16 protein-coding genes are annotated in these 17,567 nt (G+C 31.1%); 15 read left to right on the top strand and 1 reads right to left on the bottom strand.

All coding sequences use genetic code 11. The features are described 5' to 3' along the window. Window positions 1-151: 151 nt before the first annotated feature. Window positions 152-3,103, bottom strand: a complete 2,952-nt coding sequence (locus KPL54_RS03395; protein ID WP_216104712.1) for a hypothetical protein — start codon at window positions 3,101-3,103, stop codon at window positions 152-154. A 317-nt stretch (window positions 3,104-3,420) separates the two neighbouring features. On the opposite strand from KPL54_RS03395, the gene KPL54_RS03390 reads away from it, so the two are divergent. The 15 genes from KPL54_RS03390 (at window position 3,421) to rlmN (ending at window position 17,566) form a co-directional block, all read left to right on the top strand. Next, window positions 3,421-3,564: a hypothetical protein gene (locus tag KPL54_RS03390; protein WP_153882475.1), complete on the top strand. Its 144-nt coding sequence runs from the start codon at window positions 3,421-3,423 to the stop codon at window positions 3,562-3,564. 236 nt (window positions 3,565-3,800) lie between these two features. Continuing rightward, window positions 3,801-4,001 (top strand): hypothetical protein, encoded by a 201-nt coding sequence (locus KPL54_RS03385; RefSeq protein WP_216104710.1) that lies wholly within the window; start codon window positions 3,801-3,803, stop codon window positions 3,999-4,001. 232 nt (window positions 4,002-4,233) lie between these two features. Next, window positions 4,234-5,229, top strand: a complete 996-nt coding sequence (locus KPL54_RS03380; protein ID WP_216104708.1) for an asparaginase — start codon at window positions 4,234-4,236, stop codon at window positions 5,227-5,229. 100 nt (window positions 5,230-5,329) lie between these two features. Continuing rightward, window positions 5,330-6,751, top strand: coding sequence for an NCS2 family permease (locus KPL54_RS03375; protein ID WP_216104706.1), 1,422 nt, complete (start codon window positions 5,330-5,332; stop codon window positions 6,749-6,751). A 166-nt stretch (window positions 6,752-6,917) separates the two neighbouring features. After that, window positions 6,918-8,072, top strand: coding sequence for an aminotransferase class I/II-fold pyridoxal phosphate-dependent enzyme (locus KPL54_RS03370; RefSeq protein ID WP_216104704.1), 1,155 nt, complete (start codon window positions 6,918-6,920; stop codon window positions 8,070-8,072). A 209-nt stretch (window positions 8,073-8,281) separates the two neighbouring features. Then, window positions 8,282-9,160 carry a YicC/YloC family endoribonuclease gene (locus tag KPL54_RS03365; RefSeq protein WP_216104702.1) on the top strand — a complete coding sequence of 293 codons (879 nt, stop codon included), beginning with the start codon at window positions 8,282-8,284 and terminating at the stop codon, window positions 9,158-9,160. A gap of 14 nt (window positions 9,161-9,174) precedes the next feature. Further along, entirely contained in the window at window positions 9,175-9,447 is a 273-nt protein-coding gene (gene remA / locus KPL54_RS03360; protein ID WP_216104699.1) for an extracellular matrix/biofilm regulator RemA, read from the top strand. Continuing rightward, entirely contained in the window at window positions 9,447-10,058 is a 612-nt protein-coding gene (gmk, locus tag KPL54_RS03355) for a guanylate kinase (protein ID WP_216104698.1), read from the top strand. Before remA ends, gmk begins: the two co-directional genes overlap by 1 nt. Further along, complete coding sequence (gene rpoZ, locus KPL54_RS03350) at window positions 10,051-10,269, top strand: DNA-directed RNA polymerase subunit omega (RefSeq protein WP_216104695.1); 219 nt, start codon at window positions 10,051-10,053, stop codon at window positions 10,267-10,269. The genes gmk and rpoZ overlap by 8 nt, the downstream gene beginning before the upstream one ends. A 1-nt stretch (window position 10,270) precedes the next feature. Then, a complete protein-coding gene (gene coaBC / locus KPL54_RS03345; RefSeq protein WP_216104693.1) occupies window positions 10,271-11,461 on the top strand; it encodes a bifunctional phosphopantothenoylcysteine decarboxylase/phosphopantothenate--cysteine ligase CoaBC in 1,191 nt (396 codons plus the stop codon). A 48-nt stretch (window positions 11,462-11,509) separates the two neighbouring features. Then, window positions 11,510-13,711, top strand: coding sequence for a primosomal protein N' (priA, locus tag KPL54_RS03340; protein WP_216104691.1), 2,202 nt, complete (start codon window positions 11,510-11,512; stop codon window positions 13,709-13,711). A gap of 40 nt (window positions 13,712-13,751) precedes the next feature. Then, window positions 13,752-14,201 carry a peptide deformylase gene (def, locus tag KPL54_RS03335; RefSeq protein ID WP_216104689.1) on the top strand — a complete coding sequence of 150 codons (450 nt, stop codon included), beginning with the start codon at window positions 13,752-13,754 and terminating at the stop codon, window positions 14,199-14,201. A gap of 1 nt (window position 14,202) precedes the next feature. Then, window positions 14,203-15,132, top strand: coding sequence for a methionyl-tRNA formyltransferase (fmt, locus tag KPL54_RS03330; RefSeq protein ID WP_216104688.1), 930 nt, complete (start codon window positions 14,203-14,205; stop codon window positions 15,130-15,132). 21 nt (window positions 15,133-15,153) lie between these two features. Then, window positions 15,154-16,482, top strand: a complete 1,329-nt coding sequence (gene rsmB / locus KPL54_RS03325) for a 16S rRNA (cytosine(967)-C(5))-methyltransferase RsmB (RefSeq protein WP_216104686.1) — start codon at window positions 15,154-15,156, stop codon at window positions 16,480-16,482. Window positions 16,483-16,528: 46 nt separating this feature from the next. Further along, the gene (gene rlmN / locus KPL54_RS03320; protein ID WP_216104684.1) at window positions 16,529-17,566 is read left to right on the top strand and encodes a 23S rRNA (adenine(2503)-C(2))-methyltransferase RlmN; all 1,038 of its coding nucleotides are present in this window, start codon (window positions 16,529-16,531) and stop codon (window positions 17,564-17,566) included. Window position 17,567: the final 1 nt, after the last annotated feature.

Below are 17,567 nucleotides of genomic sequence, written 5' to 3'. Positions count from 1 at the left end.
ATAATCATTCCTTTTCATTTAAAGTAAATTTTGAATTTGATTTTATCTAATTATATGAAATTAAATTGAATAAAATCTATCCTCAAATTAAACATATCATTTCAGTTGCAGAATGTCAAGTATTAGCCTTAGTTGGTTATATACTTGATTTTTAATTAGAGGGTTTTGGAACATTAATTTTATTTACCATGAAGCCTGATACATAATCAAATTGATGCCATTTTTCAATTTGAACTTTATCACCTAAGTAAGCTGACTCAACTGGTGAACTACTACTAAGATAAAGGTTAGAGGTAGAGTTGAATAAGAATACTCCATCAGCACCAGCTTCATATACATCATAGGCCCGTAATAAATACTGCTCAATATCTAAATACTCTTTGTTGTTTATATATAATCCTTGTTTTACTAATTGTTCTTCTTCTTTTGTTATATCATGTCCACTAACATCTGCTGTGATAGCTACATATAATTTTACATTTGTATTTTTAACCATTTTTACATAAGATGAAATTTCAAAGGATTTGTCTTCAGTACCAATGCTTGAAGGTATTAACGTATCAAGTAAACCTTCTTTAACCCAAGTATTAACATCAAAGCCATACTGAATGGGGTTTTTCCAGGGAACTCTTATAGAAATTGTTTTATTTTTTGGAAGTTCTTTTCGCAAAGTTCGTAAAAATTCATTCATAATTAATACTTTTTGATCATTTGGAGTTTCACTTCCAAAAACTATTGGATACCTACAAAAATCTAATGTCACACCATTTACATTATTAAAAGAACCTAACTCTAGAAGTATATTTTTTATATAATCTCTAACTTCTGTGTGATAATAGCTTAGATAAAAACTACCAGGTTGAGCGAATTTTTTGTACTCATTATACATATTTCCATTTAAAAAACCGTAAATAGCTGGATTATAAAATGTATCCATTCTAAGGGAAGCATTAACAGCTATTCCTTTATCGGCGCCTCTATCAGCTACAATTTCGAGTGGTGACTTTCCAGAGGTTAATATATTTAATGTTTGAGATTTTGCTAACCTGTCTCCATCTCTAAGCTCAGAATCGAATTCTTCAGTTCCCTCAAACGCATTTCCAGCATATTTGCTATTATAACTTAAAGTACCTGTAGTTCCTAAACACCAATTTATTGTTCCGACATTTTTGCCATTAAGTCTATCTACAGTTTTATTCTTAAGTGTTTCAACAGTGGGGTATTTTCCGGAAAAGAAATCAGAATATCCATCAAAATCATACATAACTGTTTGTTTATTCATATTTTCCTTTTGATATAAAGTAACTTGATCAGCTGTTAATCCTATTAGTTTAACATATGCAATCCTTGCGTTTTTATAAGGAACTGCATTGATTTCAATTGAATTATTATTAAAATTTGATATTATTGTAGATTTTTCATTAATCCATTGATCTCCATATGAATTGTCAGACTTAAGAGAAACCTCACCATTTACCTGTGTCATTGAGGTACTTCCAGTTGTTCCTATCCTAAAACTATCTGTACCAGTAACATAACCTACATAAACTCTAAACCAACCATTTAGGGTTACTGGCATTTTTAATGTTAAGGCACTATTCCCATTTTCAATTATTGAACCACTCTTAGTGGTTTCAGAATTCACGTAGGATCCCAATTTCCAACCGGAACTCACTGCATCACTTTGGCCTATTGCTGCCATCTTATCCATTTGAGTATATAAATATATGCTTCCGGGGGTGGAAGTTATAGTTTGACCCGGAACTAAATTAGCTGTTGAAATATTCATGCTGATAGTCCTTGTTGTTTCATCAATTACCTGGTTGCCTGTAACAAGTTGCTGCACAAGCTTCATTTCCCCAGATTGGGTTATGTTATTAAGGGTCGATAAAATTGTTTTCTTATCCAGCGCAGTTGTAGATTCTGCTATGATCTTATCGTTTTTGTATAGGTAAAATTTAATATTATATTGTTTAACACTTATGAGATTTTCATCTGCAATAGTCATAGCTGTTGAAATATTTATAGTTTGATTTTTTTCATCAGGTATTACAGTAGAATTTTTTAGTGCTAATGATTTTACTATTGCAAAATTATCAATATATACTTTATTGGTGCCAGTAAGTACATCAGTCATATCACTATAGAGGATAACCTTATCAGTAAGCCCAGCAGCATCTAGTTCGGGATTAGAGAAGGTACCAATAGTTTTTCCATCTATCAATACTGATATAGTTTTATTTCCATCATTTTTGATTGACCATCTATGAATATCATCATCTTTAGGTAAATATGTAGTAAATGTTTGAAAAAGATTTGTTCCTGAATTTTTATTTAATAAGTTTATATTTACTTTATTGTCGGAGTCTTTGCTATTAATACTAAGACGGTATCTTTTATTGTTAGCAATTATATCCAGAGCAAAACCTCTCCAACCTCCATTTGTAGCTGGAGTTTGTAAATCTGTTATTTTAGCATCAAATTCTACATTGAAAGGACCAGTGCCTATTTTTACATCTTTACTTATTTTGGATATCGAATTTTGAGTGGTATTATAAAACAAATATTGCCCATATGGAATATGTGTATTATATTTTTCACTTTCACTAGTGTCTGCTATAAATGAGTCGTTAGTATATTCGTCACTTTTGCTCCAACAACTAGTATTAAGATTATTGCAGTTATCATTAAAAATTGACTTAATATTTTCATTATTTTCTACAGGTACATTATTATTGATTTTAAAGGTCATCTGTAAAATATTTTGCAATTGTGTATTGTCTGTTGAATAAATTTCTTTATCCATTTTCAAAGTATACGTTTCACCAAGAGTATATCCTTTTACTGGTGGATTAATTAAAATAGATTTCTTATCTAGACCGAGCTGCGTTGATATATCCGATGATTTCCCTTTGCTATCTACTATAGTTATAGATTTTTTTAAGGTATCATCAAATTTAAGCTCTTTATTAAACTGGATATTCCAGACTTTGTTTGCGCTAACTACTTGATTATTAGTTGGTTCAAACGCATATGAATTATGAGTAGATATTAATAAAAAACAAAACAATAGAATAAAGGTAGTTGTTAATAGTTTTTTCATTTCTTGTAATCCCCCTGTTTAAACTTTCTTTTATATTCTTTTGTATTTTAACACAATTTGCCTTATTATATAACAAGTTTGGGAAATATTAAAATATAAATTACTCACTTATATATATATTATCTAAAAGTAATTTAATATACCTTATATTTAAAAGTTGATAATTAATGAACTGAAATAAACAATTTAGTAAAATGTTTTAATCTAGTTATATAAAAATAAATTTTAGCTTATTACTACGTATAATATATAAATCTAGAGAGAAAATAATAAAGTAAAAGATTTTAAAATTATTTTAATTAAAGGGGGTTTTAAAGATGCCTGATCATCAACATGTTGGTGGTAGCAAAAATAGTAATATTGATATTAAACGTGATAATGTTCATAAACCTAAGAAAAGTAACGGAGATAAGAAAAACCAACCTTTGTATAAAAATTTTAATGGGGAAATTCTTGATTAAATCATAAAATATTACCTTGAATTTAATGTGTAAACAAAATAGTTTAAAATAACTTTATTTAAGGGAGTGACAATGATATGCAAAAGGGCAAGCAAAGTGAAACCAATAGTAAAAAGGTTAATATTGGCACTAAAAGAACGGAGCCTAGTGATAGACAGAAGAAGGGAGAAAAGGAAAGAAAAAATCAAATTTAAATCTAAGCTATATATCTGTGGATGTAAAAGGAGAGTGATTTAATGGTTAACGAAGGGGAGCATTTTATAAATGAAGGTTATAAAATAATGAAATTTGAGAGAGATATTGATAAAATTACTGGGCAAGAAATAGGTACAATTGAGGTAAAGGCATTGGATGGTCAAAGGCAGTATATAACATTTGATGATAACGGTGCGGATGAAATAGAGAAAAGTTTATTCGAATATTTAAAAAACAAATAGAATCATGAAAATAAGGCATGCTCATAATTTGTATGCCTTATTTTCATTTATTGTCATTTATGAAATTTTATAAATAAAAGATGTAATTTTTGCAGGTATATTGTAGAATAGAATTTGTTTCTTAAAACTCAAACATAAATTATCCAAAGTGAATTTATGTTTGAGTTTACATAATACACGAGAGTGAAAACAGATTATTTTATTTTAAAACTAAGATTAGGAGGCAATTTAAATGAAAAAAGTTGTGGTTATTTTTAATGGCGGCACAATTTCTATGACACTCGATCCAAGAATAAAAGCGGCAGTTCCAACTCTAAGTGGAGAAGAAATAATGTCTATGGTTACAGGAATTGAAAAATATGCGGAAATAGAATCATATACTTTTTCAAATCTGCCTGGACCTCACATGACGCCAGAACTCATGATGGATTTGTCTAAATACATACAAAAGTTTTTAACTCGAGAGGATATATGTGGGGTTGTGGTTACTCATGGTACAGATTCACTTGAGGAAACAGCATATTTGCTACATCTAACTATCAATAATCCAAAGCCTGTAATTGTTACAGGTTCAATGAGAAATGGTTCGGAACTTGGGTATGATGGTCCTGCAAATTTATCTGCTGCTATTTGTACTGCTATTTCGCTGGAGGCGCGTAATAGGGGAGTATTAGTGTGCTTAAATGATGAACTTAATTGTGCTAGTGAAGTTACTAAAGCACATTCAATGCATCTAAACACTTTCCAGAGTCCCGAGTTTGGGCCCATAGGAATTATAGACAACAATGAAGCAATATTTTATAGAGATAGTTTAAAAAAAGAACATATAATAACAGATAAGGTAGAAACTAGAGTAGATTTAATAAAAGCTTGTGCTGGTATGGATTCAAAACTAATTGATTTTTGTGTAAAGGAAGGCGCAAGAGGAATTGTTATTGAAGCTATGGGAAGAGGAAATATTCCGCCGGAAATGGCAGAGGGTGTAAAAACTGCTATTGAAAAGGGCGTAGCGGTTGTTATGGTGTCTAGATGTTTTAAAGGAAGAGTATTAGACTCTTATGGATACCCAGGTGGTGGAAAAGAACTCAGGAATGCAGGCGTTATTTTTGGGGATAGTCTTCCGGGTCAAAAGGCTAGAATTAAACTTATGCTGGCACTTGCGAGTACAACAAATTTAAAAGAAATAAAGCACATGTTCGAAAATGGAAGGTATAAAAGCCGAATTTAACGAGATAAATATAATTTAACATTCGCCATGGTATTGACGAAAACTTCCATTTTTGATATTATGTTTGTATAAAAAATAAAATACAAGATAGGGGAGAAACATGAAATCAACAGAAAACAGTGAAAAAAGTTCTATATTTGAGAAGCTTTTTAAATTAAGAGAAAACAAAACAACAGTTAAAACAGAAATACTTGCGGGTATAACTACATTTATAACTATGGCATATATTATAATTGTAAATCCCAATATTCTTAGATTTTCTGGAATGAATCTGCCAGGTATAAAGGGAGAGGGGGCAGCAGCTTTTACTGCCTTAAATGATCCAGTTGTAGCAGCAGTTTTTGCAGCTACATGCCTTACAGCTGCAATAGGTACTTTTGTAATGGCTTTTTATGCTAATCTTCCGTTTGCACAGGCACCCGGAATGGGATTAAATGCATTCTTTACTTATAGTGTATGTTTAGGCCTCGGATATACATGGCAACAAGCACTAGCTGCGGTTTTTATATCAGGAATTTTATTTATAATAATAACACTTACATCAATACGAGAAAAAATAGTAGATGCTTTGCCACAAAATTTAAAACTTGCTATTTCAGGTGGTATCGGATTATTTATAGCCCTTATAGGTTTTAAAGGTGGCGGAATAATTGTAAGTAATAAAGATACTTTAGTAGCCTTTGGTAGGCTTACATCTCCAAGTGCATTAGTGACACTAATAGGCATATCTATTACGGCAATATTTATGGCTAGAAAAATAAAAGGATCTATACTAATTGGAATTGTTATAACTGCTATAGTGGGGATTCCGTTTGGAATTACAAAACTAGCAGGTGTTCAGGTGTTTAGTGCACCACCATCTCTTGCACCAACATTTATGCAATTTGATTTTGCAGGTCTTTTAGGATCAGGAGCTGGTAAGGGATTATTTTCAGCAATAATGAGTGTAGTAATGGTTGTAATAACTTTTAGTTTAGTGGATTTATTTGACACAATAGGAACACTTGTAGGAACAGCAACAAAAGCTAAGATGCTCGATGAGAATGGAAGAGTAAAAAATATGAATAAGGCATTAATGTCAGATGCATTAGCAACTACTGCAGGAGCAATTATGGGAACAAGTACAGTAGTAACTTATGTTGAATCCACAGCAGGAGTTGCGGAAGGTGGAAGAACAGGTCTTACATCAGCTACAGTGGGAGTCTTATTTTTAGCTTCATTATTTTTTAGTGGACTTGTAGGAATAGTACCAACGGAGGCAACTGCCCCAGCACTTGTAATAGTTGGAGTACTTATGATGAGTTCAATTACAAAGATTGATTTTGAAGATTTTACGGAAGCACTCCCAGCATTCTTAACAATAGCAATAATGCCTTTTAGCTATAGTATAGCTAATGGAATAGCAGCAGGAATTATTTTCTACCCAATAGTAAAAGTAGCAACAGGGAGGTATAAGGAAGTAAGTCCTATAGTTTATGTTTTAGCAGGTTTATTTATAATTAGATTTATTATATTACCTTAAGGCTGAAATGTCATTAAACTGGTACTTATAGAATAGATATTTTAAGATATCTATTTTATAAGTGCCAATTTTTAATTTAAGATTCTTTTTTACTGTAAATCAGGCGAATGTAACAAAGTTAGTATTATCTGAATAATATAATAAAAACTATATAAAGGATGATACTATGAAAATAAATAATAGACTGTCTAATGTATCCGAATATCATTTTAAAAGGATTGATGATATTAAAAATAAAGCAATAACTGACCGTAAAAAGATTATTGACCTTAGTATAGGAGATCCAGATTTATCAGTCAATTCAAAAATAACAGATGCCCTAATAGAGGCCCTAAAATGTGAGAAATATAATAACTATCCTCCTTATGATGGAATAATGGAACTCAAAAAAGCAGTTATAAAATACTATAATGACGTTTACAATGTATGCCTAGGTTTAGATGAAGTAATAATTCTTATAGGATCAAAGGAAGGTATAAACAATATAATTCCGGCTGTATGTGATATAGGAGATTGTGTAATAGTGCCTGAACCTGCATATCCAGTTTATAGTATTTGTTCAAAACTATGGGGTTGTGTTCCATATACTGTGCCATTAACACAAAGCAATGGATATATGCCAAGGATTAATGCTATTCCTGAAATCATTGTTAATAAATGCAAATTGATGTTTATAAATTATCCGAATAACCCAACAGGTGCAGTAGCAAGTAAAGAGTTCTATAAGAATATTATAAATTTTTCTTATGATAATAATATTGTTTTATGCAATGATTCGGCATATAATGAGATAATTAAGGAAGATAAAGAACCGATTAGCCTTATGCAATATGATGTATTAAGGCAAAATGTGGAATTTGGAACTTTATCTAAAACTTATAATATGACAGGATATAGAATAGGGTATGCTGTAGGTAATGCTAAAGTAATAAATGCTCTTTTAAAAATAAAAAGCAATTGTGACTCTGGTCAATTCATACCAGTGCAAAAGGCTGCAGTTGCTGCTCTTAATTTAGAACGTGATTATGTTCATAATATAAGAAAAATATATGACGAAAGACGTGAAGTTGCTAAAAGTATTTTACTAGAAAAAGATATAAAATTCTTTGATGCTGAAGCTACTTTTTATTTATGGTGTAGAACACCTAAAAATTATACTACAAATGAATTTTGTGAAGAATTGCTGATTAATCATGGAATTGTGGTTACACCAGGCAATGTTTTTGGAAAAATTGGGTACGATTACTTCCGTATAGCGCTTACAAAAGATAAGCATATTATTGAAGAAGCTTTAAAATCTTTAAAAAAATGTGGTGATTAATATTATTATTGGTATAATATAAGTTATATAGGAAATATTTAATTAATAGTATGAGCTGTTTTTAAAATCTATAAAATTACAGCTTGATGGTATTTTTTTTATGAAAATCGTAATAAAAGTAAAAACTTATAATTTTAGCTTGAAATTAAGGTAATACTTTATGTATACTTATTACGAGGTCACAATGAACAATGGAAGGATGTCTTGTTATGATTAGGAGTATGACCGGATTTGGGAGAGGAAACTCTGAAAAAGATGGTAAAAGTTTTACAATTGAGATTAAAAGTGTTAATCATAGATATTTTGAAACTAATATAAGAATGCCTAGAGTATTAATATCTTTTGAGGATAAAATCCGTAAAATAATTGGTGAAAAAGTAAAAAGGGGAAAGCTTGATGTTTTTGTAACTCAAGGCAATTATGATAAGGAAGATGTCGAAGCATATTTGAATGAAAATTTAGCAGAAAGTTATATAAATTGCCTTGGAATCTTAAAAGATAAATATGGTCTAAGCGATGATATATCTGTTGAAACAGTAGCTAAATTACCTGAAGTAATAACACTTAAGCAAAAGGAAGAAGATGTTTCGGAAACATTTGAGCAGATTGACTTAGCATTAACAAAGGCGCTTAGGGCTCTTATTTTTATGAGAGAAAGAGAAGGCAGAAAGCTACTTGAAGATGTTATAATTAAGTGCGATTTAATTAATGGATTAGTTGATAAGGTTAAGACAAGGGCACCTCTTGTTGTTTGTGAGTATAAAGCTAAGCTAACTCAAAGGCTTGATGTTTTGCATAAGGAAATTGATTTTGATGAAAATAGAGTCGCTATGGAAATTGCAATTTTTGCTGATAAAGCAGGAATTGATGAAGAAATTGTAAGATTAAATAGTCACATAAATCAAATGAGGGAGACTCTGATTTTAGACGAACCAATTGGTAGAAAGCTTGATTTTATTATTCAAGAAATGAATAGGGAAACTAACACTATAGCATCAAAAGCAAATGATTTAGAAATTTTAAACACAGTAATTAGTATGAAAAGTGAAATAGAGAAAATTAGAGAACAAATACAAAACATAGAATAAACTGGAGGCAAACGATGAGTATAAAGTTGATAAACATAGGGTTTGGGAACATTGTTTCAGCAAATAGATTGGTAGCTATAGTCAGCCCTGAATCAGCGCCTATAAAAAGAATAATTCAAGAGGCAAGAGATAGAGGAATGCTAATTGATGCTACATATGGAAGAAGAACCAGAGCGGTTATTATCACTGATAGTGATCATGTTATCTTATCGGCTGTTCAGCCTGAAACTGTTGCACATAGATTATCTGTTAAAGATGATGAACATTTAGACGAGGTAGAGGAATAATGAGGAGCAAAGGACAGCTAATTGTAATTTCAGGACCTTCCGGTGCTGGTAAAGGGACTGTATGCGAGGCGCTTCTTAAAAAAAATGACTTCTGGATTTCAGTTTCAGCAACTACGAGAAGCCCAAGAAATGCTGAAATAGAAGGTATAAACTACTATTTTATATCTAGAGAAGAATTTCTAGAAAGGATAACATCAAAAGACTTTCTTGAGTATGCAGAGGTTTATGGAAATTGCTATGGTACACCTAAATCTGAGGTTCTAAAAGTGCTCGAGAGTGGCCGTGATGTAATACTTGAAATAGACATTCAAGGCGCTCTTAAGGTGAAAATGGCTTATCCAAATGGCTTATTTATTTTTATTCTTCCGCCATCTATGGAGGAATTAAGAAACAGAATTACAAATAGGGGCAGTGAAACACCGGAGTCATTAATGACTAGATTTGCATCTGCTCATGAAGAAATAAGTTTTGTATCAAAATATGATTATGCAGTTGTGAATGATACTGTGGATAGCGCATGTGAGAAAATTCAGAGCATTGTCATTGCAGAAAGATGCAGAGTCGATAGAATGAATGGAGATTTTTTAAAGGAGGAGATTATAAATGAATAATTCAATGATTAGTCCATCAATAGTAGATTTGTTAAAAAAGGTTGACAATAGGTATTCTTTAGTTGTAGCAACATCAAAAAGAGCAAGACAAATAATAGAAGGTCAAAGCCCACTTGTACAGGTGGATTCGACAAAACCTGTTACTATTGCTATAGAGGAGATTTCTGAGGGAGCTATTGTTGCCATCACAACCAAAGAAGGAATAAAATAGTATGGAAAATACAAAGACAGTAGTTGTTGGTGTTACAGGTGGAATAGCTGTATATAAGGCTCTAGACGTTATTAGTAGGTTAAAAAAAGAAAATGTTGATGTGCATGTTATAATGACAAAAGCTGCTATAGAGTTTGTAAATCCAATAAGCTTTCAATCACTCAGTCAGAACATGGTTATACATGATATGTTTGAGGAACCTAAAGCATGGGAGATACAACATATATCTCTTGCTAAAAAAGCAGATCTATTTCTTGTAGTTCCAGCAACTGCTAATATAATTGGTAAAATTGCAAATGGAATTGCAGATGATATGATTACTACTACTATTATGGCAACTAAGGCACCCGTGATTTTTGCTCCGGCAATGAATGTTAATATGTATAATAACCCAATCCTACAGAGTAACATTCAAAAACTAAAGGGTTTTGGTTATGAGTTTATTGCTCCGGTATCAGGAAGGCTTGCTTGTGGTGACATAGGAGAAGGAAAACTTGCACAAACTGAAGATATTTTTGAAGTAATTATGAGTAAATTATATCCTATAAAGGATATGATAGGTACTAAGGTTTTAGTTACAGCTGGACCTACAATTGCACCTATTGATCCTGTAAGATTTATAACTAATAGATCAACAGGGAAAATGGGTTATTCAATTGCGAGAGAAGCAAGAGACAGAGGGGCAGATGTAACTTTAATATCGGGACCATGTAATGAAAAAGCACCTTTTGGTGTAAGTATAATTAAGATAAATACTAATGATGAGATGAGGACCGCTGTAATAAGCAATTATGAAGATAGCGACATAGTTATAAAAGCAGCAGCTGTATCTGATTATAAACCTAAGGTATACTCGAGCTTTAAAATTAAGAAAAGTGAAGATATCTTAAACTTAGAGTTTGTACGGGATAACGACATTTTAAAAGAGCTTGGATTACATAAAAAGAATCAAATTTTAGTAGGTTTTGCAGCAGAAAGTAATGATTTACTTGAAAATGCAAAAGAAAAACTATTTAAGAAAAATTTAGATTATATAATTGCTAATGATATAACAAAAACAGACAGTGGGTTTGGAACTGAAGAGAATAAAGTGATTATTTTAAGCAAAGATAACGATCCAATAGTATTAGACATAATGTCTAAGAAACAAGTTGCTAGGGAATTGTTTAATTTAATAAATAAAAAGCGCTAATGCGCTTTTTTATATTATAGAAAATTATAAAATTAAAAGGGTGATTAAGTGTATCAGTATGCTGGAGTTGTAGTGAATAACGATTCAGTTCAAGTGGATAAAATTTTTACCTATAAAATACCTACTAGTTTATTAGGTGTTTTACAGTTAGGATTTAGAGTTAAAGTACCATTTGGTAGAGGAAACAGAACATTAGATGCTTTTGTACTAGAACTTTATCAGCAATGTGAGAATGTGAGTTATATTAAGGAAATAACTAGTATATGTGATGAAATGCCTCTTCTTAAAATAACCGATATTGAACTTGTAAAAATCATGAAAAAAAAGTATCTCTGCACGTATCTAGAGTGTATAAAAGTTATTATTCCCAGGGGAATAACAAAGGGAATAAAAAAGAAGACCTCACTATTATTAACTGTAGGTAAGCAAATAGAGGGCAAATTTTTAAATGAACCTTATAAAAATATTTATGACTTAATAGAATTAAATAAAATGAAATATAATAAAAATGAATTTAGCAAAAATTTTAATTTATCATTATCGTCAATTAATACAATGATTAAACATGGGTTCTTAATTGCGCAAGAGGTTACAATTAATAGGTATAATCAAAAACATTATGCTAAGTACGAAGAAAAAATACTGAATGAAAGGCAACGCCAATCAGTGGATTTTATAATGAATTCTAAGAAAAATAAATTCTTAATTCATGGAGTTACCGGTAGTGGAAAAACTGAAATATATATGAAATTGGTTAGTTATATGTTAGAGGAAAATAAGCAATCTATAATACTTATACCAGAAATATCGTTAACACCTCAAATGGTTGAAAGATTTAAAGGACGGTTTGGTCCTGAAATCGCGGTTTTTCATAGTAGATTGTCAGATGGCGAGCGTTTTGACGAATGGATGAGGGTAAAGCTTGGAAATACCCAAATTGCCATTGGAGCAAGGTCAGCTATATTCTTGCCTTTTGAAAACTTAGGATTAATTGTTATAGATGAGGAGCACGAGGCTAGTTATAAATCAGATAGTGATCCCAAATTTGATGCTCGCGAAATAGCATATATGAAATGTGAACTTGAAAATTGTAAGTTAGTACTAGGATCAGCTACACCGTCAGTTGAGAGCTATTATAAGTCTACCATAAATGAGCTTTCATTAATTACTATTAATGAGAGAGCAGATGGTGCAGCAATGCCAAAAGTAGAAATTGTAGACATGCGGGAAGAACTTATGAACAACAACCGTTCAATATTTAGTATGTCACTACATGATGGCATTACGCAGTGTTTAAGTAAAAATGAACAGGTAATTTTGTTTCTAAATAGAAGAGGATTTTCAACATTTGTATCCTGTAGAAAATGTGGGTATGTTTTTAAATGTAAAAAATGTGATATTTCATTAACATATCATAGCGCAGGTGAATACTTAACATGTCATTACTGTGGTGAGAAGGAAAAGATCAGTAAAGTTTGCCCTAGTTGTGGCAGTAGTTATGTGAAATATTTTGGTGTTGGAACAGAAAAAATTGAACAAGAAATTAATAGGATTTTTCCAAGTGCAAGAACATTAAGAATGGACTTTGATACAACACGGAAAAAAAATTCTTATGAATATATATATAATACCTTTAAAAATAAAGGAGCAGATATTCTAATTGGAACTCAAATGGTTGCTAAAGGCTTAGATTTTAAAGATGTTACATTAGTCGGAGTAATAGCTGCTGATTTATCACTTAACTTACCAGATTATAGGGCGTTTGAGCGGACATTTCAGCTACTTACTCAAGTCTCAGGAAGATCAGGTAGGGGTAGTAAGGAAGGTAAGGTTGTTATTCAAACGTATAGTGCAGATGAGTTAACAATTAAGTATGCAGCAAGCAATGATTATGATAGTTTTTATAAAAATGAAATTATGATGAGAGAGGCTATGGATTATCCGCCTTTTGCAAGTATTTTAGTTATAACTATGAGTTCTGAGGATGAAAATATGTTAATAAAAAATATACAAAATGTTGGCGAAAATTTAAAATATAAGATCAAAGATAACAATAAAATTACACTGCTGGGACCATGTACTTGTGGGGTCTCTAAAATTAAAAATTTCTACAGATGGCAAATTATTATTAAAGGTGATATTAATGAAACAATTGCTTTAGAAATAAAGAACTCAGTTTATGAATTAGTAAAAAATGTTTATAGCAGTATAAGAGTTAGTATAGATATTAATCCAAGTAATATGATCTAGCAGCACAAAGATTATAATTTAGTTAGAAGGAGGGTAACACATGGCTACAAGAACAATTAGAATATATGGTGATGAGTTATTAAGGAAAAAAAGCAGAGTCGTAGGTGAAATTAATCAAAGAATTTTATTATTAATCAAAGATATGAAAGAAACTATGTATATTTCTAATGGGATAGGACTTGCGGCGCCTCAGGTTGGCATTTTAAAAAGAATAGTTGTTATTGACATTGGGGATGGTCCTATAGCATTAATAAATCCAGAGATCATTGAAATGGAAGGTTCACAAATCGCAAGTGAGGGTTGTTTAAGCATACCAGGAACACAAGAGAATGTTGATAGGCCTCAAAAAGTAAAAGTATCCGCATTAAATGAGTTGGGAGAAAAGATAGTAATTGAGGGAGAGGGTCTTCTTGCAAGGGCGTTCTGCCATGAAATTGATCATTTAGATGGTATATTGTTTATAGACAAAGCAATAGAGGGTGAGGAATAATATGAAGATAATTTTTATGGGTACACCGGAATTCTCAGTGCCATCTCTACAATCACTTATAAATGAATTCGAAGTTTCCGCTGTTTTTACTCAGCCTGATAGACCAAAAGGAAGAGGGAAAAAATTAGCTATGTCACCTGTTAAGCAGTTAGCAAGTTCATGTAATATACCGGTATACCAACCTTTGAAACTTAAAAATAATGATGAAATGATAGATACAATTAAGAATTTAAAACCAGATTTTATTGTAGTAGTGGCATTTGGTCAATTACTTCCAAAGGAAGTACTAAATATTCCTAAATATGGATGCATAAATTTGCATGCATCTTTATTGCCAAAATACAGGGGGGCAGCTCCTATAAATTGGTGTATAATTAATGGTGAGAGTACTTCTGGTAACACAACAATGCTTATGGATGTTGGTCTTGATACCGGTGATATTCTCTTAACAAATGAAGTCGAAATTACTGCAGGTATTACAGCAGGTGAACTTACAGACATTCTTAGTAGTAGTGGTGCTAAGCTATTAGTTGAAACAATAAATGCAGTAATAAATAATAAAATTAAACCTATTAAACAAGGGGATAGTATTAGCTCATATGCGTCTAAGCTAGGTAAGAAAATGGCAAGTATTGACTGGGCATGTAGTAGTACTGATATTCATAATTTTATAAGAGGGTTAAATCCAACACCAACTGCATATACTCATTATGACAATATTGTAATGAAAATATATAAGTCAAAAATATTAAATGAATTATCAAGTAAGCAAGCTGGATGTATTATAGATGTTTCAAAAGAGGGGTTAAAGGTATCAACTGGCAGTGGGGTTTTACTTATTGAGGAGATTCAATTTCCAGGTAAAAAGCCTTTAAAGGTAAAGGATTATATAATAGGTAATAAAATAGATGTAGGCATGATACTTAAATAAAAGGGAAATTGAGGTAAGAGTATGAGTAATAGTAGACTAGTAGCAATTACAGTTATAGAAAAAGTATTAAATGAGAATGCTTATTCGAATATTGTTTTAGGGTTAGAACTTAATAAATCCGAACTAAATGATAAAGATAAAGCACTAGTTACAGAAATAGTTTATGGAACCTTAAAATACAAATATACTATAGATAAAATATTGCAACACTTCGTTAAAAAGGGTTTTGATAAGCTAGAAAGCTTTGTTTTAAATATATTAAGAATATCAGTTTATCAAATTAAATATTTAGACAAAGTTCCGAGTTTTGCAGCTGTTAATGAGGCTGTAAATTTAACTAAGAAAAAGAGCAACATAGGAGCATCAAAGCTTGTTAATGGTGTACTTAGGAGTTACCTTAGAGAAACAGATGCAAAGTATTACAATGAAGAGAATGATATTGAAAGATTATGTTTTGAGTATTCATTTACTAAAGCGTTGGTTAAACTATTTATAAAGCAATATGGACCTCAAAAGGCTGAAGAAATTCTTAAGGGGCTAAATTATAAACCTGATGTTACAGTTAGAGTTAATACTTTAAAATTAACTTATAAAGAAATATGGGAAAAACTTATAGAAAATGGCTATAATATAGAAGAAGGTTATGCATCATCTGAAGCAATCCGAATTATTAAAGGAAAAAATATAGAGAATAATGTTTTATTTAACGAAGGTAATATAACGGTTCAAGATGAGAGTGCAATGCTTACGGCACCCTCTATGGATTTAAAACTAAATATGAAAGTTTTAGACCTTTGTAGTGCACCAGGTGGAAAAACAACACATATAGCAGAACTTATGAAAAATACAGGTAAGGTTCTGGCGTTTGATGTGCATAAAAACAAATTGTCTTTAATCGAAGAAAGCATAAAGCGAATAGGAATTACAAATACAACTTGTGAAGTTCAAGATGCTACTGTATTTACCAAAGATTTATTTGAATATGCAGATAGAGTACTTATAGACGTACCATGTTCAGGGCTAGGAATCATCAGAAAAAAACCTGAAATAAAGTGGAGCAAAAATATAAAAGATATAAATAATATAATAGACATACAAAGAAGTATAATGGATAATGCTTCAAAATATGTAAAAAAAGGCGGAGTACTTGTATATTCAACATGTACCCTAAACAAAGATGAAAATGAAGGTAATATTGATTGGTTTATAGAGTCACACTGCGAATTTAAGATAGAACCTGTATTTTTTGGTGAATTTGATAATATAAAATATAGTGACAAAGGTTATGTTACTATATTTCCAAATGAATACATGGATGGCTTTTTTATAACCAAACTTATAAAGTCATAGTGGCCTTGTAAAATTAATTAGTGTTTAAAATGATTGGGTGTGTAAAATGATAAATATATTAGATATGGATTTAGAGGAACTGAAACAGTGGATGAAAAGTAATGGGGAAAGTAAATTTAGGGCTAAGCAAGTATTTGACTGGATTTATAAGGATATTTGGGAATTTGAAAATATGAATAATATACCACAGAGTGTAAGAGAAAAGTTGCAAACTAATTTTTATATAGGAATACCTAGGATTATAGAAGAATACACTTCAAAACATAATGATACAAGAAAGTACCTTTTTGAACTGGGTGATGGTAATTTAATTGAATGTGTTGTTATGAAATATAAACATGGAAATTCTATATGTATATCTACTCAAGTAGGATGCAGAATGGGTTGCAAATTTTGCGCATCTACTATAGGTGGAATGATTAGGAATATAACACCTGGAGAAATGCTTGCCCAAATATTAAAATCACAGCAGCTTATTAGGGAACGAATTTCTAATGTTGTACTAATGGGAAGTGGGGAACCATTTGATAATTTTGACAATGTAATGAAATTTCTTGAAATTGTGAATTCAGAGAATGGACTAAATATTGGACAAAGGCATATAACTATATCTACATGTGGTATAGTTCCAAAAATCAAAGAGTTTGCGGATTTTAATATGCAAACCACGCTTGCTATTTCGCTTCATGCGCCTAGTGATGAAATCAGAGTGAAGAGTATGCCAATTGCAAATAAATATTCTATTGCAGAAATTATTGATGTTTCTAAGTATTATATAGATAAAACTAATAGGCGAATAACATTCGAATATGCTCTTGTTAAAGGTCTTAATGATAGTAAGCAAGATGCAGAGAAACTAAGTGCTTTGTTAAAAGATATGTTATGCCATGTTAATTTAATCCCGGTTAATGAGATAAAAGAAAATGAACTAAAGAGATCTTCAAATGATGATGTGGTTGAGTTTAAGAGGGTCCTCGAGGTTAATAATATTCAGACAACGATAAGACGAGAAATGGGGCTAGATATTAATGCTGCATGTGGACAGCTTAGAAGAAGCCATATTAAAAGTGAAGAACTTAAATGAG

The organism is Clostridium estertheticum, from assembly GCF_018861295.1.
GTDB lineage: Bacteria > Bacillota > Clostridia > Clostridiales > Clostridiaceae > Clostridium_AD > Clostridium_AD estertheticum_D.
Note: the sequence above shows the minus strand (reverse complement) of the source record. Positions and strands in the feature narration are given on the sequence as shown.

Excerpts from the sequence above, each read along its gene's own strand:
- coaBC (WP_216104693.1), top strand. The coding sequence starts at position 10,271 with ATGGAAAATACAAAGACAGTAGTTGTTGGTGTTACAGGTGGAATAGCT.
- KPL54_RS03385 (WP_216104710.1), top strand. The coding sequence starts at position 3,801 with ATGGTTAACGAAGGGGAGCATTTTATAAATGAAGGTTATAAAATAATG.
- rsmB (WP_216104686.1), top strand. The coding sequence starts at position 15,154 with ATGAGTAATAGTAGACTAGTAGCAATTACAGTTATAGAAAAAGTATTA.
- fmt (WP_216104688.1), top strand. The coding sequence starts at position 14,203 with ATGAAGATAATTTTTATGGGTACACCGGAATTCTCAGTGCCATCTCTA.
- def (WP_216104689.1), top strand. The coding sequence starts at position 13,752 with ATGGCTACAAGAACAATTAGAATATATGGTGATGAGTTATTAAGGAAA.
- KPL54_RS03380 (WP_216104708.1), top strand. The coding sequence starts at position 4,234 with ATGAAAAAAGTTGTGGTTATTTTTAATGGCGGCACAATTTCTATGACA.
- remA (WP_216104699.1), top strand. The coding sequence starts at position 9,175 with ATGAGTATAAAGTTGATAAACATAGGGTTTGGGAACATTGTTTCAGCA.
- KPL54_RS03365 (WP_216104702.1), top strand. The coding sequence starts at position 8,282 with ATGATTAGGAGTATGACCGGATTTGGGAGAGGAAACTCTGAAAAAGAT.
- KPL54_RS03395 (WP_216104712.1), bottom strand. The coding sequence starts at position 3,103 with ATGAAAAAACTATTAACAACTACCTTTATTCTATTGTTTTGTTTTTTA.
- gmk (WP_216104698.1), top strand. The coding sequence starts at position 9,447 with ATGAGGAGCAAAGGACAGCTAATTGTAATTTCAGGACCTTCCGGTGCT.
- rpoZ (WP_216104695.1), top strand. The coding sequence starts at position 10,051 with ATGAATAATTCAATGATTAGTCCATCAATAGTAGATTTGTTAAAAAAG.
- KPL54_RS03390 (WP_153882475.1), top strand. The coding sequence starts at position 3,421 with ATGCCTGATCATCAACATGTTGGTGGTAGCAAAAATAGTAATATTGAT.
- KPL54_RS03370 (WP_216104704.1), top strand. The coding sequence starts at position 6,918 with ATGAAAATAAATAATAGACTGTCTAATGTATCCGAATATCATTTTAAA.
- KPL54_RS03375 (WP_216104706.1), top strand. The coding sequence starts at position 5,330 with ATGAAATCAACAGAAAACAGTGAAAAAAGTTCTATATTTGAGAAGCTT.
- rlmN (WP_216104684.1), top strand. The coding sequence starts at position 16,529 with ATGATAAATATATTAGATATGGATTTAGAGGAACTGAAACAGTGGATG.